22 protein-coding genes are annotated in these 25,400 nt (G+C 36.1%); 7 read left to right on the forward strand and 15 right to left on the reverse strand.

The genetic code is table 11. The features are described 5' to 3' along the window. Window positions 1-36 precede the first annotated feature (36 nt). On the reverse strand, window positions 37-357 hold the full coding sequence (locus MHH45_RS10750; protein WP_229165993.1) for a hypothetical protein: 321 nt from the start codon (window positions 355-357) through the stop codon (window positions 37-39). 323 nt (window positions 358-680) lie between these two features. Here MHH45_RS10750 and MHH45_RS10755 point away from each other — a divergent pair, with 323 nt between their 5' ends. After that, window positions 681-1,538, forward strand: coding sequence for a hypothetical protein (locus MHH45_RS10755; protein WP_016113700.1), 858 nt, complete (start codon window positions 681-683; stop codon window positions 1,536-1,538). Window positions 1,539-1,580: 42 nt separating this feature from the next. On the opposite strand, the gene MHH45_RS10760 is transcribed toward MHH45_RS10755, so the two are convergent. From MHH45_RS10760 to MHH45_RS10770, 3 genes are all read right to left on the reverse strand, one after another. Further along, window positions 1,581-3,947 carry a DUF6359 domain-containing protein gene (locus MHH45_RS10760; RefSeq protein ID WP_033671013.1) on the reverse strand — a complete coding sequence of 789 codons (2,367 nt, stop codon included), beginning with the start codon at window positions 3,945-3,947 and terminating at the stop codon, window positions 1,581-1,583. 490 nt (window positions 3,948-4,437) lie between these two features. Continuing rightward, on the reverse strand, window positions 4,438-5,676 hold the full coding sequence (gene sstT / locus MHH45_RS10765; protein WP_016113698.1) for a serine/threonine transporter SstT: 1,239 nt from the start codon (window positions 5,674-5,676) through the stop codon (window positions 4,438-4,440). A gap of 976 nt (window positions 5,677-6,652) precedes the next feature. Next, window positions 6,653-7,393 (reverse strand): SDR family NAD(P)-dependent oxidoreductase, encoded by a 741-nt coding sequence (locus MHH45_RS10770; protein WP_016113697.1) that lies wholly within the window; start codon window positions 7,391-7,393, stop codon window positions 6,653-6,655. Window positions 7,394-7,513: 120 nt separating this feature from the next. Here MHH45_RS10770 and MHH45_RS10775 point away from each other — a divergent pair, with 120 nt between their 5' ends. Next, window positions 7,514-8,347, forward strand: a complete 834-nt coding sequence (locus MHH45_RS10775; RefSeq protein ID WP_016131223.1) for a LysR family transcriptional regulator — start codon at window positions 7,514-7,516, stop codon at window positions 8,345-8,347. A gap of 59 nt (window positions 8,348-8,406) precedes the next feature. On the opposite strand, the gene MHH45_RS10780 is transcribed toward MHH45_RS10775, so the two are convergent. Beyond that, window positions 8,407-9,279, reverse strand: a complete 873-nt coding sequence (locus tag MHH45_RS10780; RefSeq protein WP_016113695.1) for a LysR family transcriptional regulator — start codon at window positions 9,277-9,279, stop codon at window positions 8,407-8,409. 112 nt (window positions 9,280-9,391) lie between these two features. Between MHH45_RS10780 and MHH45_RS10785 the strand changes: the two genes are divergently transcribed. From MHH45_RS10785 to MHH45_RS10800, 4 genes are all read left to right on the forward strand, one after another. Next, complete coding sequence (locus tag MHH45_RS10785) at window positions 9,392-9,808, forward strand: tautomerase family protein (RefSeq protein WP_016113694.1); 417 nt, start codon at window positions 9,392-9,394, stop codon at window positions 9,806-9,808. Continuing rightward, a complete protein-coding gene (locus MHH45_RS10790) occupies window positions 9,805-10,113 on the forward strand; it encodes a carboxymuconolactone decarboxylase family protein (protein ID WP_016113693.1) in 309 nt (102 codons plus the stop codon). Before MHH45_RS10785 ends, MHH45_RS10790 begins: the two co-directional genes overlap by 4 nt. Before the next feature lie 70 nt (window positions 10,114-10,183). Continuing rightward, window positions 10,184-10,669 carry an NUDIX domain-containing protein gene (locus tag MHH45_RS10795; protein WP_016113692.1) on the forward strand — a complete coding sequence of 162 codons (486 nt, stop codon included), beginning with the start codon at window positions 10,184-10,186 and terminating at the stop codon, window positions 10,667-10,669. Between the two features lie 14 nt (window positions 10,670-10,683). Then, entirely contained in the window at window positions 10,684-11,127 is a 444-nt protein-coding gene (locus MHH45_RS10800; protein ID WP_016113691.1) for an NUDIX domain-containing protein, read from the forward strand. Window positions 11,128-11,417: 290 nt separating this feature from the next. Here the strand turns inward: MHH45_RS10800 and hemY are convergent, their stop codons facing one another. The 4 genes from hemY to MHH45_RS10820 all read right to left on the reverse strand — a co-directional run bounded on the left by hemY (window position 11,418) and on the right by MHH45_RS10820 (window position 17,154). Further along, a complete protein-coding gene (gene hemY / locus MHH45_RS10805; RefSeq protein WP_016131221.1) occupies window positions 11,418-12,839 on the reverse strand; it encodes a protoporphyrinogen oxidase in 1,422 nt (473 codons plus the stop codon). Between the two features lie 24 nt (window positions 12,840-12,863). Further along, entirely contained in the window at window positions 12,864-13,799 is a 936-nt protein-coding gene (gene hemH / locus MHH45_RS10810) for a ferrochelatase (protein ID WP_016113689.1), read from the reverse strand. Between the two features lie 14 nt (window positions 13,800-13,813). Beyond that, window positions 13,814-14,860, reverse strand: a complete 1,047-nt coding sequence (hemE, locus tag MHH45_RS10815; protein ID WP_016113688.1) for a uroporphyrinogen decarboxylase — start codon at window positions 14,858-14,860, stop codon at window positions 13,814-13,816. A gap of 176 nt (window positions 14,861-15,036) precedes the next feature. Continuing rightward, window positions 15,037-17,154, reverse strand: coding sequence for a transglycosylase domain-containing protein (locus MHH45_RS10820; protein WP_016113687.1), 2,118 nt, complete (start codon window positions 17,152-17,154; stop codon window positions 15,037-15,039). Between the two features lie 128 nt (window positions 17,155-17,282). On the opposite strand from MHH45_RS10820, the gene MHH45_RS10825 reads away from it, so the two are divergent. After that, window positions 17,283-17,756 (forward strand): antibiotic biosynthesis monooxygenase family protein, encoded by a 474-nt coding sequence (locus MHH45_RS10825; protein ID WP_016113686.1) that lies wholly within the window; start codon window positions 17,283-17,285, stop codon window positions 17,754-17,756. Between the two features lie 73 nt (window positions 17,757-17,829). Here the strand turns inward: MHH45_RS10825 and MHH45_RS10830 are convergent, their stop codons facing one another. The 6 genes from MHH45_RS10830 to MHH45_RS10855 all read right to left on the reverse strand — a co-directional run bounded on the left by MHH45_RS10830 (window position 17,830) and on the right by MHH45_RS10855 (window position 25,382). Then, a complete protein-coding gene (locus MHH45_RS10830; RefSeq protein ID WP_016131219.1) occupies window positions 17,830-18,954 on the reverse strand; it encodes a DUF3995 domain-containing protein in 1,125 nt (374 codons plus the stop codon). Window positions 18,955-19,137: 183 nt separating this feature from the next. After that, window positions 19,138-20,400 (reverse strand): HAMP domain-containing sensor histidine kinase, encoded by a 1,263-nt coding sequence (locus MHH45_RS10835; protein WP_229161479.1) that lies wholly within the window; start codon window positions 20,398-20,400, stop codon window positions 19,138-19,140. 68 nt (window positions 20,401-20,468) lie between these two features. Next, window positions 20,469-21,143, reverse strand: coding sequence for a response regulator transcription factor (locus MHH45_RS10840; protein WP_016113682.1), 675 nt, complete (start codon window positions 21,141-21,143; stop codon window positions 20,469-20,471). 384 nt (window positions 21,144-21,527) lie between these two features. Next, a complete protein-coding gene (locus MHH45_RS10845; protein WP_016113681.1) occupies window positions 21,528-22,946 on the reverse strand; it encodes a PH domain-containing protein in 1,419 nt (472 codons plus the stop codon). Beyond that, a complete protein-coding gene (locus MHH45_RS10850) occupies window positions 22,939-23,415 on the reverse strand; it encodes a PH domain-containing protein (protein WP_016113680.1) in 477 nt (158 codons plus the stop codon). Before MHH45_RS10850 ends, MHH45_RS10845 begins: the two co-directional genes overlap by 8 nt. A gap of 740 nt (window positions 23,416-24,155) precedes the next feature. Then, the gene (locus MHH45_RS10855) at window positions 24,156-25,382 is read right to left on the reverse strand and encodes a phospholipase D-like domain-containing protein (protein ID WP_016113679.1); all 1,227 of its coding nucleotides are present in this window, start codon (window positions 25,380-25,382) and stop codon (window positions 24,156-24,158) included. Window positions 25,383-25,400: the final 18 nt, after the last annotated feature.

Raw genomic sequence — 25,400 nt, forward strand, 5'->3', positions numbered from 1 at the left:
CTTCCTCTAATATCTATTCGTATCAAAAAAGTGTTCTTATTTCAACATAGAAAGCAGGGTTTTCTCCATTTCTGCCTTATTTAAATCATCATCCATTGTTTCTTTGTATTCAGCTTCACCTCTAGTAAAAATATCATTAACTATTACAATTTGATAGGCACTATTCTTGCCTTTTGCAGGAATAAGTACTTTCATGCCTTTTAATTTACTAGGCGGACTATAAGAAGGAGGCGTAATAAAGACTACTTGGTCTCCTTCTAATTCATATTTTTCTATACCGTCTTCCCAAGGAAGCATGTAACGAAGTGGGTCCTTGTTCTTCTCAAAAACCTGTGATTGATAAAGTGAAACTTCCATCAGTGGGGGGATTCTTCATCCCCACTGATGGTTAGTTGAACAAATCGGGCTTTTACGGGCAGTAAGACCCCCACCTATCTTCCTCGTTTCTCTCTGTATCTTGAGGTGGGGGTCTTACTGCCCGTTAATGCGGGATAAATTGTATAACCATATTTTGGAAATTACTACTATAGTAAATAAAAAATTAAGCAACGAAAACAATATCTTTTATGAATTTTCCCTCTTTTTTAAATTATCAATTGAAAAAACAAGAAAACCTTTACAGTTAATGGTAATATAAAACATAGATATATTTATTAAAAATAGTGGGGGCTCTTTCAATCATGATGCGTGCACTTAGCTTACATATAAAACAAGCCTTTTTAAATAAGATTTCTCTCACTCTCTTGTTTAGTTGGCTGATTCTTGTTTCAATTTATCATTATTTCTATATTTCAAAATATTTAGGAGGGGTACCTGACGAGCTTTTAGCAACGGCTTATAAATGGATTGGCTTTCGTGATGATGAAATGGATGTGTATTTGCTTTTAATGCCTGTACTAGCAGCACTCCCCTTTAGTACAAGCTATAACTCTGATAAAGCTGATAAATTCAAATCATTTGTAAGTAAAGAAGTTCCCTTTTTTCCCTATGTATGTACGAAATATATCGTTACCTTCCTAATCGGGGGGCTTCTTTATATTCTCCCATTCGTATTTTCATTGCTCTTTTGTAAGCTGACAATCCAAGATGGCATTCCTACACCCGCCTTAGGTGTTATAAAAGACAACGGTATGTTTGCATCATTGTATTTCTCTTCTCCAATTACTTATATTTCCCTATATATTGGGATTAATTTTTTGTTTGCTGGTCTTATGGCAGTTTTAGGTTTAGCTGCATCTATATGGTCACAAAAAGATTATATGGCCATTTTATTTCCGTTTGCTGTTACCTCTCTTCCATATGTGATTTTAAATATTATATTCCCTACAATTGGAGGAGCACCTATTCATTTATACGACCCAAAACAGCCGCTCCAAGGAATGTCGCCTTACATTTTAATCATGCAATGCACCTTATTTTTTGGAATTAGTTTATTTATGTATATGAAAGGTGTACAGAAAGATCGGAAGAAATATATGCGGAGACTTCAAAAAAGAATGCGATGTAAAAAATCCATTCAAAAATCAGTTAGTATGTAATGTAAAATATCCCTCAGCAATTATGCTGAGGGATATTTATACTTATGAAGCTTTTTTCAAATCAATTTGAGCCAGTACCGGATCATGATCACTTACACGACCTTGTTCCTTCATAATATTTGAATTTAAATGTACAGGATCTACAACTGTATGAGGTGCAATGTTATTTGTCACTAAAATATGATCTAACACTTGTGCATTTCCTTCATGAATATATGTGTAACGATTTTCTTTCGAAACCGTTTCTAACATATCTTGCATGTTTTCTGCTTTTAATGCTTGCAGTGGTTTCGAGAATTCGAAGTCATTCATATCACCAACTATAACAACTGGTGCATTCACATCTCGTTTTTGAATTCCTTTTACAAAATTGTTTGCTTCTTGCGCGAGCTGAATTCGTTTCTCTTCACTCTTTAATACAAGTGGTTGAATTTTCCCGAACGGCGTTGCATCACCAAGTTTTGAATTTAAGTGATTTGAAACAACGACAATATTTTGTCCTTGGAATGTAAACTCAGCAGCTAACGGTTTACGAGTATTATCAAATAACGGATTGTCTTGTCCTATGCGCATTGGATTTGTTTCTAACAACTTTGGCTTATCTGCTAACTTCACACGTGATGCATTATAGAAAAAGCCAACGCGAATATTCGCTCCAGGTGCCCCGCCATCTTGGTTATTTTGCGGCGCAACTTCTACATATTCATATTTTGGTCCATGAATCTCTTGTACCGCATCAATAATACGCTTTGCACTTAAAGAAGCATCCGTTGTTCCATCATTGATTGATCCATTATTATCTTGCATTTCTTGTACACCAATAATGTCTGGCATCTTTAAATTATATTTAATAGAATATGCCATCGCTTTTACCTTTTCATTAGATGTTTCTTTTGCATTCGCTGAAAAGTTTTCAATGTTATATGTTGCTACTGTTAATTTTCCAAGGCGAGGTTGAATATTTGCCCCTACTTGTTTAAATCCACCATCTGTTACTGATGGTAATTCTGTTACTGGTGAAATTCGATACGCACCATAGTCATACCCGACTACACCTGTTATATCCCCAGTAAACTTGTCTCCTGCTTTCGCTACATAATCACGAGGTACTTTTAAAGATAGACGCTCTGGATTGAATTGGTTCTCGCCTAATAACGGCGTTCCATATTTCGTAGTTACTTTATCTCCACCATTTGCAACTGTTACATATAAATTCCCATTTTTCTGCGGTCCAACAATTTGAGGAGTCGGCATTGTAACACGCATGCCTTCTAAACTTTCATAAAAATCAATTGCATCTTCATTTGGATCGAATACACCAAATGCATCATTATCAATGATTTGATCTGGAATCTTTACGCCTTTTTCACCTAACACAACCGCAGGAGGCAATTGTTGATTATTTGCTTTCACAGCAACTCGACTTGCTTTAATTTCCGTAATCGCCAAATCTGTTTCAAATTTCTCAGCATATCCAGGTCCAATGAACTCTTCAACTTCTCCATCAACTTGCACAAGATCTCCGGTTGCTATATTTGCATCTTTCTTATAAACATAAATACCTTCTGAAGTCGCAGGATCATTATCAGGCTGCGGATCTTCTATATAAAAGCCATACTTATCTAACGCAGTTACCACGCCTTCTACATTTCGCACTTTCTTCCCGTCATAAGGAGAGACATGGGATTTCCCTTGAATATCATGAATACGAACTTGCTCACTTGTTACAACTGTAAAAGAAAAAGTAGCAACGGCTGAAGATGAAAGACCTTCTTTTACTCCAATTGCTTTTAGAACACTGTTTTCATTTAAAACAATCGGTTCATTATAACGAATGCTTTTATCTGTTGGGATTGAGCCATCTAATGTATAATAAATCGTCGCTCCCTCTGTACTAGTTGTTAATGTAACTGCCGTTCCCTTTGCAATTTCTCCACCATTTGGTGATGCAGTAACATCGCTAACACGATTTTCTGTTTCACCTTGAAATTTATATGCTGTTACTGATTTTAAACCAGGACTATTAAAATATAATTCAAGTGTCCCTGTTAATTGAACCTTCTTCCCGACATTTTCAGGATGATCCTTTACATTCACAGCTGTTCTTACGTCACCTTTTGGCAACTGGACAGGCATAATCTTCTCTGGATTTGTCTCATTTGGAGAATCTGCAATCGCAACATTCGTATCTCCAAACTTTGCTGGATCCTTCGTATACTTAGAAGAGCTTTCTGTATATCCAACAATATACCCTTCCACTATCCCTTTACTGCTTCCTTGCTGCTGAAACAATTGAATTGCTTCATTTACTGATAATACACCCTTCTCTTCTGCTTTTGCTGTGATACTTGTGAATGAGATTAGTAGCATCAGTGATAAAAAGATACTCATTAATTTCTTCAAATCCATCTTCCTCCCTTAATTTTATATTCTCTCAGCATGTACTATCATAACAAAATGTTCTCTATAAAGAATCAAATTTCGACAAATTTTACAAAAAATTAATTTCATCCTTTTGTATGAGATTTCCATTCTGATTCTCTACTATTTTCTTACAGTATTCCATTCCTTTTAATGTTCTCTTTTTCTAACCTTTTTTTATATAACGACAAATATAATGGCTCTCGTAAATATCAACCCCTGTAGGCAATTGGGACCCCTGTTTTTCAATTACACCAGTCGGTGACAGTACCACTGCACCCTTTTGTAACTGTGAGTAAAGGTTTCTTTAACTACGACTCGAATTTTCAACATAAAGAGACAGGAGCTCGTTGCCCACTGTCTTTTATGTTGAATTATATATTTAGTTGTATTGCATATTACCGATCCATAGCTAAACATGTTATTGATGTTCTATTCTTCTAAAAAATCACATTTGCACCAGAACTAGATTTCTTCTTTATGATGCTTTGCGAATATTTATTTTTTTCCCTTCTTTACGCCACTCTTTAAATTCAGCTGTTGCTGTGAAAAGTACGTCTGTGGATGAGTTAAGTGCCGTTTCAAAAGAGTCTTGTAAAACACCTATAATAAAGCCTACTCCAACTACCTGCATAGCAACATCAGATGAGATTCCAAATAAACTACATGCTAGAGGAATCAGTAATAAAGATCCACCGGCAACCCCTGAGGCACCACAAGCGCATATAGCTGACAATACGCTGAGGATAATTGCTGTAGGAAAGTCCACTTGAATACCAAGTGTATGAACCGCTGCAAGTGTCAAAACAGAAATAGTAACAGCGGCACCACCCATATTGATCGTTGCACCTAATGGGATGGATACTGAATAACTATCCTTATTCAAACCTAGATTTTCACATAATCTCATATTTACAGGAATATTCGCAGCTGAGCTACGTGTAAAGAATGCTGTAATACCACTTTCCTTTAAGCACTTAAAAACAAGCGGGTAGGGATTTTGACGTATAAATGCGAACACAATGATTGGATTGACAATCAGTGCTACAAAGAACATACAACCAATCAAAACAGCAAGTAATTTTCCATAGCTTAGTAATGATTCAATTCCATTTGTAGTAATAGAATCCACTACTAGACCCATGATTCCTAATGGCGCAAACTTAATAGCCCATGTAACCATTTTGGATACAGCATCTGAAAAATTTGAAATCATCGTTTTTGTCGTATCAGAAGCATTTCGTAAAGCCAAACCAAGGAGTGTCGCCCAAGCTAAAATACCGATATAGTTCGCATTATAAATTGCTTTAACTGGGTTATCAACAATGTTCAGCAGTAAAGATTTGAGAACTTCTACAATACCGCCAGGAGCAGTCACACCTTCAGCACCCTTTGCAAGTGTTAAGGTTACAGGAAAAATAAAACTTACAACAACGGCGATTAATCCAGCTAAAAATGTTCCTAAAAGGTATAGGAAGATAATGGACTTCATATTCGTTTGTTGACCACTCTTGTGTTGTGCTATGGCCGACATAACCAAGAAAAGTACCAGCACAGGCGCAACTGCTTTCAAAGCCCCTACAAATAAAGTGCCCAAAATTACAACAGGTTTTGCTACTTCTGGAATTGTCAAAGATAGAATAATACCAATAATCAAACCTACAATAATTTGTTTTACCAGACTCACTTGACCCCACTTTTTCAGTATACTGTTCATAGATATTCCCCCTTTAGTTTAAGATAAAATTGCAACATTGCTACTATGGAGCTATTCATTTCTCATAACCCTACAATAAAATTAAATCTATTCCACATAGATTCCGTTGAATAATAGAGGACTTTTATTAAAACCAATTTCTATCCTAGGGTTGTGCTTTTGATTTTCTCCTCCCACACTATTTCAGAATATCTCCAAAGTTTTTCATACTAAAAAAATTCAGATAATTTCTTTAATGGATGGCCCCTTCTATCACATTCTACTCCATAAAAACAACTATCTTATCAATAAGTAGTATTATAATGATTCTTTTCATATATAACAATATTATTTACTTTATTTTTGAAAATATCTTAATTGTCAAATTATTACAAGACTAAACAATACATATCAATAATCTCTGCATGAATCATGCTTTCATAGCTAAAAAAAAGCAGTGCTTTACTTATGTAAAAACACTGCCTATTTCCTTCTAGATCATTTTCATATGTTGGTTTGGAATAAAGTTTAATTAAAAATATTAATTGTACTTGTATTGTGCAACAAACAAAAATAAACCATTTTGAAAAAAGATTGATCAAAATGGATTCTTATCCAGCAGGTTATGTTTCGGTTTTATAAAATAGTTTGTTCATTTTCTGCCTGTTTTATTCCACAATCGCGTCCTATAACGGAACAACTCTATGTCACTCAATAATTCCTTAATTCACCTTTTATTCAGATGTTCTTTTTCTTTTAGTCATAAAAAACACCCCTTCAGACAAAAATATCCAAAAGGGTAAAGCTTCACAACTTTTTTCAAAACATCGCGACTTTATTTCAAATCAACATTAGCTTGATAGCGATGTGGTGCTACCCCATATATAACAGCCTATATATCATGCAAAAAAGAGGATACTATGTCCTCTTCTAATTATATAAAATGAATACAACTTTCTATTAAGTTGATAATCTTACTGCACAAGGCTTCACAATATTAAAGTGTCTGTCCATTATCAATTGTAAATATCTGTCCTGTAATAGATTCCTGAGTCAATTGAAAAAGAATCGCCTCCGCAATATCATCTGGTGTTGAAATTCTTTGAAGTGGTAAGTTCCCCGCAAGTTGGTACATCTTATCCTCATTACCTAACCACCATCTCGTATGAACTGCACCAGGAGAAATACTATTTACTCTGATGTCAGGTGCCAATGCAATAGCGAGCGACTTTGTCATTGTATGAATTGCTGATTTTGTTGCTGCATACGGTATAGATGATCCTAATCCAGTTATCCCTGCAACACTCCCCATATTCACAATGGCGCCCAATTTTTTCTCCTTCATATAAGGAACAACAGCTTTTATACAATGAAACATTCCTTTCACGTTTACGCTAAAAAGCGAATTCCAAACTTCATCAGTTACAGACTCTAAGTCATCCATTGGTATTTGGGCTGTTATACTCGCATTGTTCACCAAACAATCTACTGTTCCAAAAAAGTTAACAGTTTGAGATACCATCGCCTCTACTTCTTCTTTTTGTGCTACATTAGCTTTAACAGCGATTGCCGTACCTCCTTGCTGCTGAATTTCATCAACTGTTTCTAACGCTTCTGTTTCTGAACAACTATAATTAATCACAACTTTTGCTCCTACACTAACTAACTTCAAAGCAGTAGCCCTTCCGATACCCGTACAGCCACCTGTTATAATAACTACTTTATCTTTTATGTCCATTTTAAAATCTCCCCACTGTATCTGATTCCATTTCATTTTATCTTCGTTCATTTGAGGAGTATAATACTGAATAATGAAGCCGATATCATTTTAAATGATACCTAGTGGAGGGATCTATTCTTGGAAAGCCATGACTTATGGATTTTTAAACATGTTGCAGAACTACAATCAATATCTAGAGCTGCTGAGAAATTAGGATATGTACAACCGAATATAAGCCAGCGCATTAAAAATTTAGAAGATGAATTAGGCGTTAAAATATTTAAGCGTAATAACAGGGGTGTCACATTAACTGAACAAGGAAAAGTTTTATTAGATTATACAAATCAAATTATGTTTTTAATGAATGAAGCGAAATCAAAAATAAATCCCAAAAAGTGGAGAGAATCTTTAACACTTGGAGCATCTCAAACCATTTCTGCGGTGAAAGTTCCTCAGCTATTCTCCTCTTTTTTGGCATGCTATAAAAATATGGATGTGAAAATAAAAACTACTAATAACGCAAAGTTACAAGAAATGCTTTTGTATGGAGAACTTGATGGAATTTTTTTAAATGGTGCATATAATGAATCACAACTGGATACTGTGTACAGTTATTTTGAAAATATGATTCTCATTTCACCAAAAGATACTCTGCTCGAAAATCAAACTTTACTTGTGAACAGTGATTCAAATTGTATCTATAGAAAGACATTATTAGATTATTGTCATATGAATAGTTTTGATCAAAAAACGATACTGGAATTTGATTCACTTGAGTCTATTATGCAAGCTGCTCATGCTGGACTTGGAATTACGATCATACCTGCTAATGTTGCGTATAGCCGGACAAGGGCAGAAACAATTCATTATGAAGAAATACCTGAAACGGTCAAAATTGATTTTGTAATTAAACGTAGAAAACAACAACCGCAAGGCTTAAAGAAATTTATTCGCTTTTTAAGAGAGTTATAAGTGTAAAACAAAGCCCCTTTCAATTTCGAAAGGGGCTTTTCGAATTCTGCACTCTTTATTTATAACAATGATTCAATTAATTTTAGCAGTTGCTTTTTTGTCTGACTTAAATAATTTCTTTTTTTAGAAGAAATACATAATCCTATCGGCATTTGAGGATCAAATCCTTTAACCTTAAACAATATATTTCCTTCTTTTAAATTAGTCCCCTTAGGAATAATACCTATCATCTCTCCAAAAATCGTTTGTGGAATGAGATGTAGTGCACTACAATTATAGACCTTTTTAAAGGATACGTTATTTTCCGATAAAAAAGCATTCACAGATTGATAATAATAACAACTATTCTCTCCTATTAAAATAGGATAATCAATGATATCTGATATTTCCACTGACTCTTTTTGTAATAACGGATGATGAGGATTATTAACAATAAATTGTATTTGTTCCTTACAAAGTGGGGTGAAGTTCACATTAGAAATATTTTTATTGTTTCCGCAAACTGCAAAATCAATTTTATTTTGGTCTACCATTTGTGATAAAAGTGCTGTATTCCCTACAACAAAATCACAATGTATATATGGTTTCTCCGCATTTAAATATTTTAATAGTGGAGGAATCAATTTTTCTGCAATCGAGTCTAATAGACCAATTCTTACCGTTCCCTTCTCCTCATTGCTTATACGCTGCGCCTGAGATATTGAATACTCCCAATGCATTAGCAAATGATCCACTTCTTCTGCAAATAATGCTCCTTCATCCGTTAACCTGGCATCCCACCCTCGCTCGAACAAAAGAAAACCAAGTTCCTTCTCTAGCTTTTTTATATGTGTTGTTACAGTTGACTGAGCATAGTTTAACTTTTTGGCTGCAAGTGAGAAAGTCCCTTCCTGAGTAATCATTTTGAACGTTTTCAACTCTTTTATTTCCATTTTTACACCTGATCTCTATCGGCATTATTGATAATTATATGATAATTTTTCAATTATCAAAATTAAAATTGTAGGAGTAAAATAAATCCATACGAAAGGGAGTGAAGAAGAAATGCCGTTTGTTACTGTTTATTATCCAGAAAATCAATTGAATAAAGAAAAGTTTAAAAAAGTAAGTAATGGTATTCACCTTGCATTAATGGAACATTTTCAGATTCCAAAAGATGATTACTTTCACATGTTTTTACCCTATCCATCTCATCAATTTTTTTACAATCCATATTATCTCTTAGAGGAGGAGAAAAAAAGAACAGATACAATGATACATGTTTCTATTACATGTGGACCAGGAAGAACAATACAGCAAAAAAGAAATTTGTATCAATCAATCTCAGAAGCTTTTTATAACCATTTAAACATCTCTACAACTAATATTTTTATTACACTAAACGAGACATCTGCTGAAAACTGGTCATTTGGTCAAGGAATAGCTCAAATGGTTACAATGAAGGAGGCAAAAGAATCATGAATGACCGTATCGAACTCAATGTTTCACAGAAAATGAGAGATACTGCTCCCGATTTTGTTGATTATAGTGAAAACGTATTATTCGAAAAAGTATGGAGAGACCCTACTTTAACATCAAAAGAAAGAAGTTTCATTACACTTTCTGCTTTAATTAGTATTGGTAATACAGAACAGCTACCATTTCATCTACAATTAGCCGAAAAAAACGGAATGACTCAGCAAGAAATTGTTGCTTTAATCACACATCTAGCCTTTTATGTTGGATGGCCGAAAGCAGCTGCAGCACTAAATGTAATACTCAACTAAAATCGAATACAAAACTCAAAAAATACTGTAAAATAATATGGTATATTTTTCAAAAGGTGGGGGATAACCAATGAATTACCATATTAGAGTAAGAGCTGGAGCAGTTATTATCGAAAATGATTCAATCCTCTTAATTGAATTTCATGACGAAAATGGCCTTCATTATAATTTACCAGCAGGTGGAGTTGGACCAAATGAAACAGTTATAGACGCTGTACAAAGGGAAGCAAAAGAAGAAGCATCAATTGATGTAGAAGTCGGTTCATTGGCATTTGCTTATGAATATGCGCCACATCTAAACGATAATAAATATGGCCCGACTCATTCTTTACATCTCATGTTTGAATGTAAAATAAAGAATGGTTCTACCCCAAAAATGCCTGCTAATCCCGATCCAAATCAAATGGATGTAAAATGGGTACCGCTATCTGATTTACATAATATTATTCTATATCCAAATATAAGAGATCATATTATTCATTATGCAAAACATAAAAGAAATATAGATATGATTGAAGAGCATGCCCTAGAAGAGTATCCTACAGCTATTAACTGAAGGGAATGACATACATGAAAATTAGAAATTCAGTTAAAGCCATACTTATACACGAAGATACATTATTAGTAACGACTTATGAAGATGAAGACGGCACATATCACCTGCTCCCTGGTGGTGGGCAAGAGATTGGTGAAACGCTAGATAAAACTTTGAAAAGAGAATGTCTTGAAGAAACGAGGATTGAAGTAAAAGAAGGTGACCTCTTATTTATAAGAGAATGTTTTATGGATCCTGAAGTACACAGAGTTGAATTTATGTATTCATGTACACCTGTCTCCTTTACAAATGTAAATTCCAAAACCCTACATATGGACAGCAAACAAACAGGTATTTCCTGGTTACCAATAGATGACTTGCTACGTTATCCTCTGTTTCCTATTGGCATCAGGAAGCTTATTCAAGACTTTCATGCTGGTAATCAGTCAAGTCCTGTTTATATTGGTGAGATCGAATAAATGCTTTCATCTAAAGAATTTCTAAAGATTATTTTTATCCTACACCAATGAAAGTAGCTGAAGGGATATTAGACTAGAAAAAGATTTCATGGCTCTTAGATGAAAAGAATTATGGATTAGATGAGATTATCCCTCACATTTTACCTAAAATTCTCGATAGCTCTAAAAATTTTATCAGCGCAAAATCAAATATATCAGCGATTTTTTGAATATATCAGCGTTTCGACAAAGGATATCGCCCCTCCGACAAGCAACGACAAAAAAACAGGAGCTACCAAGCTCCTGTTTCATTATTGCGCAATTAATTCCGTCTCATCTACTTTTTCCAAATAAGACAACACATGCTTTACAGCCGCCTCCCCTTGATCAATACAATCAGGAAGACCGGATCCAGCATAAGAGCTACCAGCTAAATAAACACCTGGCAATTCTTTATCCATAAATGTTGTTAACTTCTTCATTCGCTCTTTATGCCCCACTGTATATTGCGGCATTGCATCTTTCCAGCGGCTTACAACAGTAAAGTCTGGATCTGCCTTAATATCCATTGTTTTTTGCAAATCTTCTAATATAAATTGAACAATTTCTTCATCTGTTTGCTCTACGATTGCTTCATCACCAGGACGCCCAACGTAACAACGAAGAAGAACTTTTCCTTCTGGTGTTGTATGCGGCCACTTCTTATGTGTCCACGTACATGCTGTAATAGAAAAATCACTATTTCGAGATACAACGAAGCCCGTACCATTAATATCACGCTTGATTGCTTCTTTCGGAAAAGCGAGTGCAACATTCGCAACCGATGTTGATGGAATATTGCGGAAGAAGCGGAACTCTTTATACTGTGCAAACATAGATGGCAATACTTTATGAGACGCAGCAACAACGATGGAATCCGCCTCAATTTCTTTTCCATTACTTAATGTAATATGATAACCATCACCCATTTTTGCAACTTTTTCAATGCGAGTACCCTTCACAACAGTTCCATCTTCTAGCTGCTCTTCTATTTTTTCTACAATGGATTGTAAGCCTGTTTTTAATGTTAAAAAGATCCCTTTCGGCTTTACATCTTTTATTTTCTTCGGAGCCAACGTACGCATACCTAGTGAAATACTACGATATTTTTGCTCCACTTGATAAAATTGTGGGAACGTGGCCATTAAACTCATTTGATCAATATCCCCCGCATAAATTCCAGATAACAATGGTTCGATTAAGTTTTCAACCACTTCATTTCCTAGACGACGACGGAAAAATTGACCAAGTGATTGATCGGAAACAGGTTTTGAACGTGGCAATACAAAATCAAAACCTGCTCTTACTTTACCAATCGGAGAGAACAATCCTGAAAATAGAAACGGGGTAACTTGCGTTGGAATTCCCATCATAGATCCGCGCGGCATCTTATGTAATCGATTGTTCACGAGAACAAATGATTGACCAGTTGCATTGTTTACAAGCTCATCTCCAAGTTCGAGTTCTCTTGCTAGTCTAGCTGCACTCTCTTTTCTTTCTAAGAAAGAATCTGGACCACGCTCAATTGTAAATCCACCTTTTCGAACGGTTTGAATTTTCCCTCCAAGTTTACCCGATGCTTCTATTAACAATGTATCAATCGGCAATCCTTTTTCGCGAATTTCTTTTTGTAAGTAATACGCTGTTGTTAAACCTGTAATTCCACCACCGATGATAACAACTTTCTTCTTCAAAACGGCCCCTCCTTTCCCAAGGTATTACGAAACATCCATTTGTTTCTTTAACACTACATCTGCTAAACAAGAAATAAATGAATCTGATGCATTTGGCATTTCTGGACGATAATACTTTGCTCCAATTTCTTCTGTAACGATTTTGCATTCAATATCATTGTCATATAACACTTCTAAATGTTCAGCTACAAATCCAACCGGTGCATATACAAATGAAGTGTAGTTATACTTTTCATGTAGCTCTCTCGTTAAATCTTGTACATCTGGCCCAATCCATGGGTCCGGTGTATTTCCCGCACTTTGCCAGCCGACCGCATAATTCGGAACCTCTGCACCGCGTGCGATATAATCAGCTGTTTCGTTTAACTGTTCTGGATAAGGATCACCTAAAGCGATGATTTTTTCTGGCAAACTATGCGCAGATACAATTAAAACCGCCTTTTCACGTTCTTCTTCTGTCATACTGCTATATACTTTTTTCACTTCATCTACCCAGTACTGGATAAACTTCGGCTCTTTATACCAGCTATCGATACCATGAATTGTTAAGTTTCCAAGCTTATTTGCTTCTTCTTGCGCTCGGCCGACATATGATTTTACGCTGAACGTAGAATAGTGCGGAGCAAGAACAAGGGCAATTGCCTCTTCAATCCCATCGTTATGCATAGCTTGTACAGCATCCTCAATGAAAGGTTCAATATGTTTTAAACCAAGATACATGTGGAATTCTACGTTATCCTGCATTTCGTTTAAACGTTTTTCTAACTTTTTCGCTTGTTCTAATGTAATAGTAGCTAAAGGAGAAATACCACCAATTGCACAGTAACGTTCTGTTAGATCCTCTAACATTTCCGGACTTGGCTTTCTGCCTCTACGAATATGTGTATAGTAACGTTCAATATCTTCTTCTTTATACGGTGTTCCGTATGCCATTACAAGCAAACCAATTTTCTTTTTCATACACGTATTCTCCTTTACTTCGCTAACTGTGCTTTCGAATAATCATGAATAAACGTCGTCAAGCGTTTTAATGTATCTGGATTTACTTCTGGGAATACACCGTGACCTAAGTTAAATACATAACCAGGCTGCTTCATTCCTTGATCTAAAATTGTTTTTACATGCTCCTCGATAACGTCCCATGGTGCAAGTAAGAATGAAGGATCCATATTGCCTTGTACTGCTTTATGAATGCCGCGCCCGCGCGCTTCTTCAATTGACAGGCGCCAATCAAGTCCGACTACATCAAGAGATAAGTCATTCCATTCATTTGCTAAATGTCCTGCTCCAACGCCGTGCATAATCATCGGAACGCCCATCGTGCGAACTTCCGTGAAAATACGCTCCATTGCAGGTTTAATAAACAAACGATAATCTGCTACATTCACTGTTCCAACCCAAGAATCAAAGACTTGTACTGCTTTTGCCCCTGCTTTGATCTGTGCCTTCAAATATGTAACTACCATATCTGCAAGCTTATCCATTAAAGCAAACCAAGCTTTCGGTTCTGCATACATAAACGCCTTCGTTTTGTGGTAATTACGAGAAGGTCCGCCTTCGATCATATAACTTGCTAATGTAAATGGCGCCCCTGAAAAGCCAATTAGCGGAACATCTAACATCTCGTTTGTTAATAAACGAATTGTATCTAATATGTATGGAACATCCTCTTCCGGATGAATTTCACCAAGTTTTTCTACGTCCTGTAAAGAACGAATTGGGTTATCAATAACCGGTCCAATCCCAGATTTAATTTCAACATCAACGCCGATTGCTGGAAGTGGTGACATAATATCTTTATAAAGAATCGCTGCGTCTACATTATATTGATCAACTGGAAGCTTTGTAACATATGCACATAACTCCGGATTGTGTGTAATTTCAAATAAAGAATACTTCTCTTTTATCTTTCTATACTCAGGTTGTGAACGCCCTGCTTGTCGCATATACCATGCTGGTATATATTCTGTTTGTTCCCCCATACATGCTTTTAAAAATGTCTCATTTATATTTCTTACCAAGACCCTTGCTCCCTTCCTTACCTATACGAACCCTATCCTATTATTTATCTTTTTTTACTATACAGCTTGTAAAAACAAAATGCATAGCATTATGTACGTTGTTCATGAAATTGACACAAACGTTCGTAAAACCGCTTACTATTTTCACAACATTCTTATTATATCACAAGCAAAAATTACGGTTTAGCTACTTTTGTCTTTTCTCCTTCTCGATTTGTTTGTGGATTGTACGGAACTACATAAAAGCTTGGTTTAGAGAATATGTTAATAAACTTTTCCTCATACTCACCAATCCCTTTTACCGTTCCAACGTGAATATGCTTCCCTTGTTCTACTTTATAGATTCTATATACAACCCGTTTATCGGGAAGTGGAGTCCAGTGTAATTTTGCAGTAAACAAGCTAAATGGACTAAAAGATAACTGTGCTTCCACGTTCTCAATTTTACTTAGGCGGATTGGTTTTCCAATTGTTTCGACATCTTTTGGCCGCTTGAAATTTGAATTATCTTGTACATTTGCCTTCGTTAAAATCTTTTTAAATAATTCTGTTGCAGATAGCTTTCCATCATAAAGTTGGTGTTCTTTATCCGTACGATCATACCCAATCCATACCGCGCCTACTAAACTTGGAGTATATCCAACAAACCAAATATCCCTAGCGCCTTCACTTTGATTAGGAAGTGACGTTGTACCCGTTTTCCCAGCTAATGCACCGTTATATACTCCTGCTCTCGCTGTCCCCTCCTTTACAACCCCTTCTAACATTTTTGTCATATACCATGCTGTTTGTTTTGAAAAAACTTTCGTTTCGTTTTTAGGTGATTCTCCAATCACCTTTCCGTGTCGATCGAGTACCTGTTCAATAACATGCGGCTCAATAATTTTTCCATTCGCTAAGAACGCACGGTACATCTTTACAAGTTCAAATGGAGAGACCCCTTCTTTAAGTCCGCCAAGTGCCGTACTTAAACCAGATTCTGCAATATGAATATTTCCCTTCTCTAAATATTGCTTCCCTTGCTCTACACCCATTTCATGTAATAAAGATACAGCCGGTACATTCCCCGATTCTAAGAGTGCATCATACATCGTTACTTCTTTTGAATACCTATGATTATAATTTCGTGGTTCATACCCTTCAAAAGATGTTTGCTCATTTGTTAATAAAGAATACGGATTATATTTTTTCGTTTCCAGCGCTGGTGCATACACAATGAGCGGCTTTAAAACAGACCCTGGCTGTCTTTTCGCAAACACTCTATTAAATCCTCTTGGGACATACTCTCTTCCACCAATTGCGGCTTTAATTCCTCCAGTTGCATTATCCATTAATAAAAAAGCACCTTGTGCCCCGTTTTCTTTACCTGGAAAATTTCGTGCATCTTGAAATTGATCATAAGCTACTTTTTGAATTTTTTCATCCATAGATACAATAAATGTATATCCTCCGCGAAGCACTTCTTGATGTGACAAACCATATAAGCGTGCTGCTTCATCTACAACCATATCCACATACGGTATATAAGCAAGTTCTCGCTCATCTAAACTTTTATAAAGAGCAATTGTCTTTCCTTGGTAACGAACACTCTCCTCAGCTGATAAGTATCCTTGTTTATGCATAAGAGATAAAACTAAATCACGGCGCTCTTTGTTCTTTTCTGGATATAAAAAGGGAGAATATCCATTCGGTGCTTTCGGAAGACCTGCAAGCATCGCCCCTTCTTCAACTGTTAATTTTTCTACATCTTTATTAAAATACAATTTCGCCGCTGCTTGAATCCCGTAAGCACCATGACCAAAATAAATATGATTCATATACATTTCAAGAAGCTGTTGCTTCGTATATTTATGTTCCAATTGAAGAGCGATTGCCACTTCTTTTAATTTACGTGTAAATGTTTTTTCATGAGTTAAAAAAACATTTTTAACTAACTGCTGCGTAATTGTACTACCGCCTTCCACTTTCTCTCCTGCTAAAATGTCTTTATACAACGCGCGAAAAACAGAAGGATAATCGATTCCATAATGTTCATAAAATCTAGCATCTTCTACAGCTATAAACGCCTCTGCTACATGTTTAGGAATTCGCTCAATTGGTACAAGTTCTCTATTTTCTACATATAACTTCGTAATTTCTTTTCCTCGCTGATCAACGATACGTGATGAAGAGTGGAAAACAAGCCGTTTTTCATCCATTATATAACCACCAGCTAACACAATCAGTTTATAGAATACAATCGCAACTACAAACACTGCTACGCCGCCCATTAGGCTCCACTTTATTTTCTTCATACATCGTCCTTCTTTCCAAATGATGGTATGTTTATTATTTGAAAAACGACTATCTTTATGTATATAATCTTCGAAGTTTTTTGTAAGAGTTGCTATAATGAAATTAAACTCATAAAGGGGGCATTACAATGAAAGCAATTATTTCATACGCAACACCTCTAGAACAACCACATTTCACTGCAAAGAATGATGAGAAAGATATGTTTTATAAAGAAAATACCGAAGAAACTGTAGAAGGATCACTTCAATATGACGTGCTAGATGCTGTCGGGGAATTTAAAGGACAACCTGGCTATATTGTGTGTAACAACATTTCTGTTACGGATGAAGGCCGTCCTGTTTTTGAAAATCGTTTTAAAAACCGTGCAGGCCTTATTGAAAACGAACCTGGTTTCCAAGCAATCCGCGTTCTTCGCCCATTAAGTAACGATACATATGTCATTATGACAATGTGGGAAAATGAACAAAACTTTAAAGATTGGACAGAGTCACGTTCTTTCGAAAATGCACATAAAAAACGCCCTGCACAAACAAATGCAGAGCCGCAAAAGAGCATTTTTTCAAGACCTTCTTTTGTGACTACTTTTGATGTGTTAGCTTAAACAAAAAAGCTGTAACTCCGATTGAGGAGAAGCTACAGCTTTTTTCTCTGTCTTCCACGAACTCATCGCCCTTTTATCTTGAAATACTTTCCACTTCATTTCTACCACAGTAACTACATTGACCTCGTCTACGATAATAATAAGCGATAGAAGCAAGACCTAGCGCTATCCCCCAGAGAATCCATAAAAGCATTGGCCCTATTGAACCCCAAATGTGACTCAGCAACATATTATCTGTAGACACGAGGTGAAGTGTAACCGCGATAAAAGCGAAAGTAAAGGTGAAGCCAGCAGCGGTTACAGCAATCGCTACACACGATGCTGGAATCACCGCCAGCAGGATTGGCACCCTTTTACCGTTAACGAATGGGAACCATCGCGGGAAGGTTTCACCCCATTTCTGGATCAAACCCAGCGTAAGAATACTACCGGCGATACATATTGATCCGAAAGCCCATTCAGTAATATGATGCGCTGGGTTAACATTTGAAAATTCCTGCAAAAACTTCGCGTCAATTCCTAGCGGGATTTTCAATGCCCAAGCATAGCGCGTAATTGCGTATGGAATAGGAGCAAGAGCCGCAAGATAGGTAATCCATCGACTCCATCGCATGAGAAGAGATGTTTTCCCGTCCGCTTTCCTTCCGCAATATTCACATGCATGGCGTATTTTTCTTCGATAAGCTACAGCGAAAAACCCCCAAGATATTCCTCCTAGAACACATATAATTTGATTGAGCATCAGCCAGTCAAATTTAAATTTTAATAAAAAAGCATAAGCCATGGCCGCAATCAGACTGGCATCCGGTACAAAGAGGAGTAAAGCAGCCGCCCACCCCCAGGCATAAATGAGGATAAGCCGCTGTTGGAAAGTCTTTTCCACTGGCTTCCTCATTGAAAATCCAACCAATATACCTATCAGACAAAGAACAACAAATATGATACCTCCAACCTGGGACGGAAGATAAGTAACCTTTCCAGCAAACAAATCCATACCATCTTCATTCTTAAAAGGATACCCCTCTCCTCCAAGCAACCAGTAAAGATGCATCGATCCATAAAGAGCTGACCAAGCAATGGCTATATACCCAATCCAAGATGGCCATCGCTTTAGGCTCATTCCTTCTCTTTTCTTTGGTGAAGGCAATGCAGAATTTGTATCCATGTTAGATTTGTCAATGGAAGTCTTTGAATCCACTCAAAAAACACCCTTTCCTATTATTTTCTTGAGACTGATCTACCCCGTTTTTTTGTATACACATGCATCCAAATTTGACACTAACCTGCTCACAGCCCATTTCTTTTTTAACTCTCATAAAAAATCACCTCGATATCCATTGTATTGAGCGAATGGAAAATCGAGGTGACCTCAGGTTTAAATCTAGTTTAATTTTTGCCTTAAATAATGCCATGTACCTTGCGGAGAACTGGATACCTCCCAAAAAACATCCATTTCCCTGGTCATGAGCGAAACGATGGATAGCCCGATGCCCGCTCCTTTTGCTTCTGAGTGGTGCTCCATTCCCCGCCCTTTATCTCTGATGACCATAAATAAGTCGCCGTCACGATCAATTGTTTCTACACAAATATATCCGCCAGACCTGGCATGCCTAATGACATTTTGAAACAGGTTATCGAATATACTGCGCAGCCAGAGAGGATCCACCTGCCAAATCAATGAACAGTCAGCCAAATGGACATTCACTTCAAAACCTTCTTTCTCAAAAACCGGATACCACTCGGCGACAGCATTACGTAACTCTTCAATCACATCTATGTTTGTCTTCTCTAATGGATACTTTCCAGCTGAAAGTAATGTGTAAGTAAGAAGATTTTCAAGTAATTTTCCAACATCATTTAGTTTGTTGACGATAATTTGTACCGATGCGGTTGCTTTTAAGGATGAGGGGTTATTCTGAATAGAGTAGGCATGCTGTCTAATAACGGTTAAAGGCGTCCGTAAATCGTGAGAGATATTCGCAATCAATTGTTTTCGTAGATACTCTTCTTCCTTCTCGCGCTTCCGGCTGTCTTTTAACTGATCGATCATCCTGTTAAAGGCTTTTTCCAATTGTCCAATCTCATCACTGTTATTGACTGTAACCTTATCAGGTATTCCATCATTTACGGTATCTGACATTGCGCTTTGAAGTTGTACAAGTCTTTTGCGAATACCTAAAAAAAATAGCAAAGATACCACTACAATCGAAACACCTACGACAAAAATAATAAGGATTAAAAAGAGATCTCCATTTACTGGCTGAATCGCAAGCGTCGTAATAGATTTTTGGATATGAAATACCATAAATCCTTGTTCACCATCTTTACCAATCGTAGCTGTCACAGTGAATATATCTTGTTGCTTTTTCCTATCGAGATAGTTGATGAGGTTCAAAGGTGTCCATTGATCAGGAATCTCTACGATACGCTGATTGATCACATGGGTTTTCCCCGCCTTGTCGACCCAAAACAGCTCAGCTTTCGGATAATGTCCTTGTATCTTACCGAGCTTTTCATTGATTGTATTCTCATTAGCTTCATTTAGTTGTTCAGCTTCATGTTCCCACATTTTTTCTATTTCCAGTGGCTCATGTATCGTATCTTGTTTAAGCAAAATGTCAGGTAAATAATAGATTGCTGGCAAAATAGGCCACATGAATAAAGAGGCAAGGATCAATAATAAATATTTGGTAACGAGCGATCTTCGAATATTCATAACTTCAACCGATACCCGATGCCGCGAATCGTCTCGATAATCTGAGGATGACTGGGATCAATCTCTATTTTTTCACGCAAATGACGAATGTGGACCATAAGAGTCCGATCCCCTTTTATATAGGAATCTTCCCACACAGCTTCATATATTTGCTTTTGAGTCAAAATCTGATTTGGATGATTGAAGAGAAACATAAAGATATGAAACTGTTTACCAGTTAAGACAATCTCTTTATTCGTTTGTGAACTCAAAATACGGTTGGCTTTCCGATCAATACTTAAATGGTTCAACTGTATATGATCCAGAGAAACCACACCGAATCGCCTTAAGAGAACATGAATGCGGGCCTCAAGTTCATCAGGATGGTACGGCTTCGTCATATAATCATCTGCAAAAGCAAGCCCTTGCAGTTTATCTTCTATTGAAGCTCTCGCTGTGAGCATCATAATTGGTATTTCAGGGAACTTTTGCTTCATTCGCTGTCCAACCGTATAACCATCAAGCCCCGGAAGCATAATGTCCATAATAACAACGTCCGTTTGTTCCATGTATTCAAATGCATGATGGCCAGACTTCAACCAAATCACTTTATATCCCCGTTCAGTAAAAAACTCACTTACCCATAATCCAATTTCTTTATCATCTTCTATATGTAAAATTGTTAATCCCATCACATTTCTCTCCTCTACAATAAATCTTCACACATTTATTGAGGTTCCCTAACCACAACATATGCTTATAAGTGTCTATTTTTAACTAGATAACGTGAAACTTTAATCAGTGAGGGGCTTCTTTACGGGCAGTTAATGCAAGGGAAAAGAGGTGCTGTTTTCTATCATTTATATTCATCTAATTTGGTTGTCTCTAATTATAATCGCCTGCACTGAACTTCTAATTTCCACCTATCTCTTCCCCCTTTTACAATACTTGCGTCAAAAGCACTTCTATCTTAAAAATGACCATAAAATACATGCAATAACATACAAGAAACCCGAATAATAGAATTTTTGAATTATCCACTACCCGGGTTATATATCTAACTTTCTTTTTTATTTTTACTTATACCATTCATGAATACGGGCTACATCCTCTTCACGCACATGCTTTAATTCATAATGACGTCCCGCAGCACTGCAGGCTACTGCTACAATATACGTATACAACCTATCTTTCCGCTGAAAATACGATTGTTTTTTTGTCATTGCTTGTACATGTCTTCTTTTCACGAATCCTGTATACTTTGCAATGCCCCTGTACACAAGCGTTAACTGATCAGATTTTATCGCATATCCACCAGTTTTATACTTTCCATATCCAAGAATTATAAATGATAAAAATAATGGTACTAATACAAATAAAGCACTATATTGCTGAAAATATACACTCGCTCCTATGATTGGTACCAATGTAATCACAAAAGTAATCCAGCTCATAATCAAGTAGCGACGCAGCGCTGCTTTTGGCAAATGGACAAATTCCTCTTCCATTTCATATGGTAATTGTAAATATGTCAGCAATTGCTGCACATCCTTTTTCTTCATGAGCGGATGCAATATGACATTCATATTATCAGTTTCAATACTTTGAATAACTTCCACTTCAATGGAACAATACCCAAACGGTTGACGAAGGATTCCTTCTTTCATTGTCAATGCCTGAATCCGGTGCAGTTTTAACACAATCTCTTTCTTTTCCAGTAGCCCTTGTGAAATACGAATTTCATTTCCACTTCTCTGCACTGTAAAGTTCGCATGTTTTAAAGCATAGCCAATTGTAGAAATGACCCATGAGATTACAATTAAAATAGCGCCCATATATAACCAATCATATACTCCATTGTCTTTCACATACGTTTCTACTTTTTCTATGAACCATTTTGGAAGAACGTTATCAAACTGTGTATAAAGGACAAACAATCCTGAAAATAACAAGCCAAACTGACCAGATGTAATAGCTGCTAGCAAAATTTCTTTTGGCGTTAACTGATAGACTGTTGTATTTGTTTCTGGTAGCAAGCTTTCCTCTTCTTTTAAAGGTTTCTCGTCTTTTACTTTATTTAATAAGGCGATTAATTCTTTCGCTTGCTCTTCCTTAATGCCAGCTAACGTCACCTCCGGATCCTTTCCGCCACCAGCCGTTTCAATTTTGAGCTTCGTTAACCCAAATAACTGATAGATGATATTGGAAGCTGTACTAATTGTTTGCACACGCTCTTTATTTAAATAGCTTTCTTTTTTGACAAATACCCCGTGTTTTATATGTAAAATATTATTTTCAATCCAATGCACTTTAAAGTACCATTTCACAAACGAAAATATGGCCAAAATCAACAAGAAGCCTAAAATGAAAATGGGAAATAAGTACCAAGGCTCTACTTCATCTTTAGGACCAAATAAAACAATGATAATAAGGGGAAATAAACTAGAAATCCTTATATCAAATAATATAGTAATCGGATGTTGCCTCTTATACATCCTTATCACTCACTTTCGCAAGTTCCCCAATTTGTCGTTTCAACTGTTCTGCCTCTCTCTTTGTTAGTCCTGGAATACTATGAGAAGTCGCTGCCGTTGAAATTTGTAATTCTGCTAGTTCATATTTTCTCATAATCGGCCCTTGTTCAATCGTCACATGCTGAACGCGAATCATTGGAACTAACACACGCTTTACAACGAACATTCCTTTTTGAATTTCAATCTCTTCTTCATCTAATCGATAGCTATAATAACACTGACGTAGTTTCGGAAAGATAAAATAGTCTAGTGGCGTATATATAATCGTGGCAACGACCAATATACCGAACAACCAACCCCACCAATTAAACTTGATCATAAAAAAGAGATACGCAAGAACAATACTTACAAGTACTCCCGCACCAATCAAAGCATGGATCTTCCACACTTTGACCATATTAGGATGAATTTCATTTTCTAACGGCTGCATTTTATCACTCCAAATATACAATTCTATTAAATATATATACTTTGCAATATGCCATAATCATACAATACAAAACAAGGTAAAATAAACATTTTTTGTGAAAATAAAGCTTGTTATTTTCTGAATATGTAGAATACAACCAACAATAGATTTTACGTATTTTACTTTTCCAGTCATTGAAAATTCCCCTGGATTTGAGTCAATATATTTATGATAGGACTGAACCTTTTAACAACGTTAACTTTGAAAATTTAAGTTCTGTTTTTGGGATTATACAAGAAATAATTAGCGAAAATAATGAATAACAATTAAATTTATACCTAACATTCAAAACAACAAATGAGATATTTAATACAAGATAACTCATTTGTTGTTTACTAAAAAATGAAAGTAAACTTTTAAAAATAGATAAAAATAATTTGTTATCCATATCATCCGTAAACATAAAGTGAAACTTGAATCAGTGGGGGTTTTCTTCATCCCACACTGATTATTAGCCTTCACCAATCGGGCTTTTACGGGCAGTTTATCTCCCACCTAACTTCTTTGTTTTCACCGAATTTTGAGGTGGGAGTATTACTGCCCGCGAATAGCGGGATAAATAAAGAGATTAGAGCATCCGTGAACAAAAAAAGAGAAGAAAACAACGTTCCCTCTCTATAGCTTTCTTTATTAGTGTCAGTAATTTAATTGATTCTAATAAAATGCAGTTTACTACTCCTTAATATAAAAATCCTTTGTTTTTACAAATAATACTCAAACATTTTTGCAACCTTTTCTTTCATTTTTTCTTTTATAGATAATTGATTGACGTCAGAGGATGTTACTCGCTTTGAATTTTGTAAGTCTACATTAATGACTGGCTTTATTTTAGAAATATAGACAGGGTCATGGATATAACAGTTCATTTCTTCATTTAAATGAAACGAGCGCGAATCAAAATTCACGGTCCCAACCATCAATACGTTTTCATCAATCAAGAATGCTTTACCGTGTAACACTCCCTTTTTATAACCATATACTTCTATTCCCTGTTTTAATGCTTTTCGGATATATGGATACGCTGCTTCTTTAACTAACAGTGCATCCGAATGAGGTGAGAACAGAATTTTCACACGAACTCCCCTCTTTCTTGCATCTACTAATGCGTTCCAAATAGTTCTGTCTTTTGGTATAAAATAAGGTGTTACTATAATGATGGACTCTTTTGCTTGTTGAAACAGCATTGCATAATCTTGTCCAAGTTTTTCTCCGCTGTAATATGCAGTAAATCGATGCGAGGTTGTTCCCTTTTCCTTTGTCGCACTGTGTATCGGAATCGGTTTCTCTGAGTTTTTTTTCCAGTCTAACACAAATTGGTGTTCTAGATCTTGAACTCCTTCTCCTCGTATTTGAAGGTGATAATCTCTCCAGTGACCGAGTTTTGCTTTTTCTCCTAAATACTTCTTGCCAATATTAAATCCGCCAATGTACCCAATCCTTCCATCAATAACTGAAATACGGCGATGATTCCGATGATCCAAAGAAGCAGAAAGATAAGGAAAAGCGGGCTTATTGTAATACGTAAAATGCACTCCTTTTTTAACTAATAATTCTCTTTCCTTTTTCTTTAGTAAAATTCCTCCTAGCCTATCCACTGCATAATATACTTCTACACCTTCCTGACTTTTTTGCCTCAATAAATCTAGAAACTGATGACTTACTTTATCATCGGCAATAGAGAAGAAGCTAATATGCACGTAATGTTTTGCTTTCTTTATATCTGAGAATAATTGATTGTTTAACTGTTTCCCATCTGTATACATAGTAATATCACTTTGACGAATAGGGTATTGGCTAGGCTGCTGGTCAAATCTCCCACTTTTTTCAGCTGCTGTTCTGTCAATTTCATCCCAAACAAACAAAACAAAACATACGCCGATAAATACAAAGAGGAGCACTCGGAAAATTTTCCCTATCTTTTTCAGCATATCTAATCTCCTTTATAT

Source organism: Bacillus sp. FSL K6-0042 (assembly GCF_038006685.1).
In the GTDB taxonomy this organism is placed as follows: domain Bacteria; phylum Bacillota; class Bacilli; order Bacillales; family Bacillaceae_G; genus Bacillus_A; species Bacillus_A pseudomycoides.

Excerpts from the sequence above, each read along its gene's own strand:
- MHH45_RS10800 (WP_016113691.1), top strand. The coding sequence starts at position 10,684 with ATGAAAATTAGAAATTCAGTTAAAGCCATACTTATACACGAAGATACA.
- MHH45_RS10840 (WP_016113682.1), bottom strand. The coding sequence starts at position 21,143 with ATGGGATTAACAATTTTACATATAGAAGATGATAAAGAAATTGGATTA.
- MHH45_RS10750 (WP_229165993.1), bottom strand. The coding sequence starts at position 357 with ATGGAAGTTTCACTTTATCAATCACAGGTTTTTGAGAAGAACAAGGAC.
- MHH45_RS10825 (WP_016113686.1), top strand. The coding sequence starts at position 17,283 with ATGAAAGCAATTATTTCATACGCAACACCTCTAGAACAACCACATTTC.
- MHH45_RS10770 (WP_016113697.1), bottom strand. The coding sequence starts at position 7,393 with ATGGACATAAAAGATAAAGTAGTTATTATAACAGGTGGCTGTACGGGT.
- MHH45_RS10785 (WP_016113694.1), top strand. The coding sequence starts at position 9,392 with ATGCCGTTTGTTACTGTTTATTATCCAGAAAATCAATTGAATAAAGAA.
- MHH45_RS10855 (WP_016113679.1), bottom strand. The coding sequence starts at position 25,382 with ATGCTGAAAAAGATAGGGAAAATTTTCCGAGTGCTCCTCTTTGTATTT.
- sstT (WP_016113698.1), bottom strand. The coding sequence starts at position 5,676 with ATGAACAGTATACTGAAAAAGTGGGGTCAAGTGAGTCTGGTAAAACAA.
- MHH45_RS10820 (WP_016113687.1), bottom strand. The coding sequence starts at position 17,154 with ATGAAGAAAATAAAGTGGAGCCTAATGGGCGGCGTAGCAGTGTTTGTA.
- MHH45_RS10780 (WP_016113695.1), bottom strand. The coding sequence starts at position 9,279 with ATGGAAATAAAAGAGTTGAAAACGTTCAAAATGATTACTCAGGAAGGG.
- MHH45_RS10845 (WP_016113681.1), bottom strand. The coding sequence starts at position 22,946 with ATGTATAAGAGGCAACATCCGATTACTATATTATTTGATATAAGGATT.
- MHH45_RS10850 (WP_016113680.1), bottom strand. The coding sequence starts at position 23,415 with ATGCAGCCGTTAGAAAATGAAATTCATCCTAATATGGTCAAAGTGTGG.
- MHH45_RS10795 (WP_016113692.1), top strand. The coding sequence starts at position 10,184 with ATGAATTACCATATTAGAGTAAGAGCTGGAGCAGTTATTATCGAAAAT.
- MHH45_RS10755 (WP_016113700.1), top strand. The coding sequence starts at position 681 with ATGATGCGTGCACTTAGCTTACATATAAAACAAGCCTTTTTAAATAAG.
- hemH (WP_016113689.1), bottom strand. The coding sequence starts at position 13,799 with ATGAAAAAGAAAATTGGTTTGCTTGTAATGGCATACGGAACACCGTAT.
- MHH45_RS10760 (WP_033671013.1), bottom strand. The coding sequence starts at position 3,947 with ATGGATTTGAAGAAATTAATGAGTATCTTTTTATCACTGATGCTACTA.
- MHH45_RS10790 (WP_016113693.1), top strand. The coding sequence starts at position 9,805 with ATGAATGACCGTATCGAACTCAATGTTTCACAGAAAATGAGAGATACT.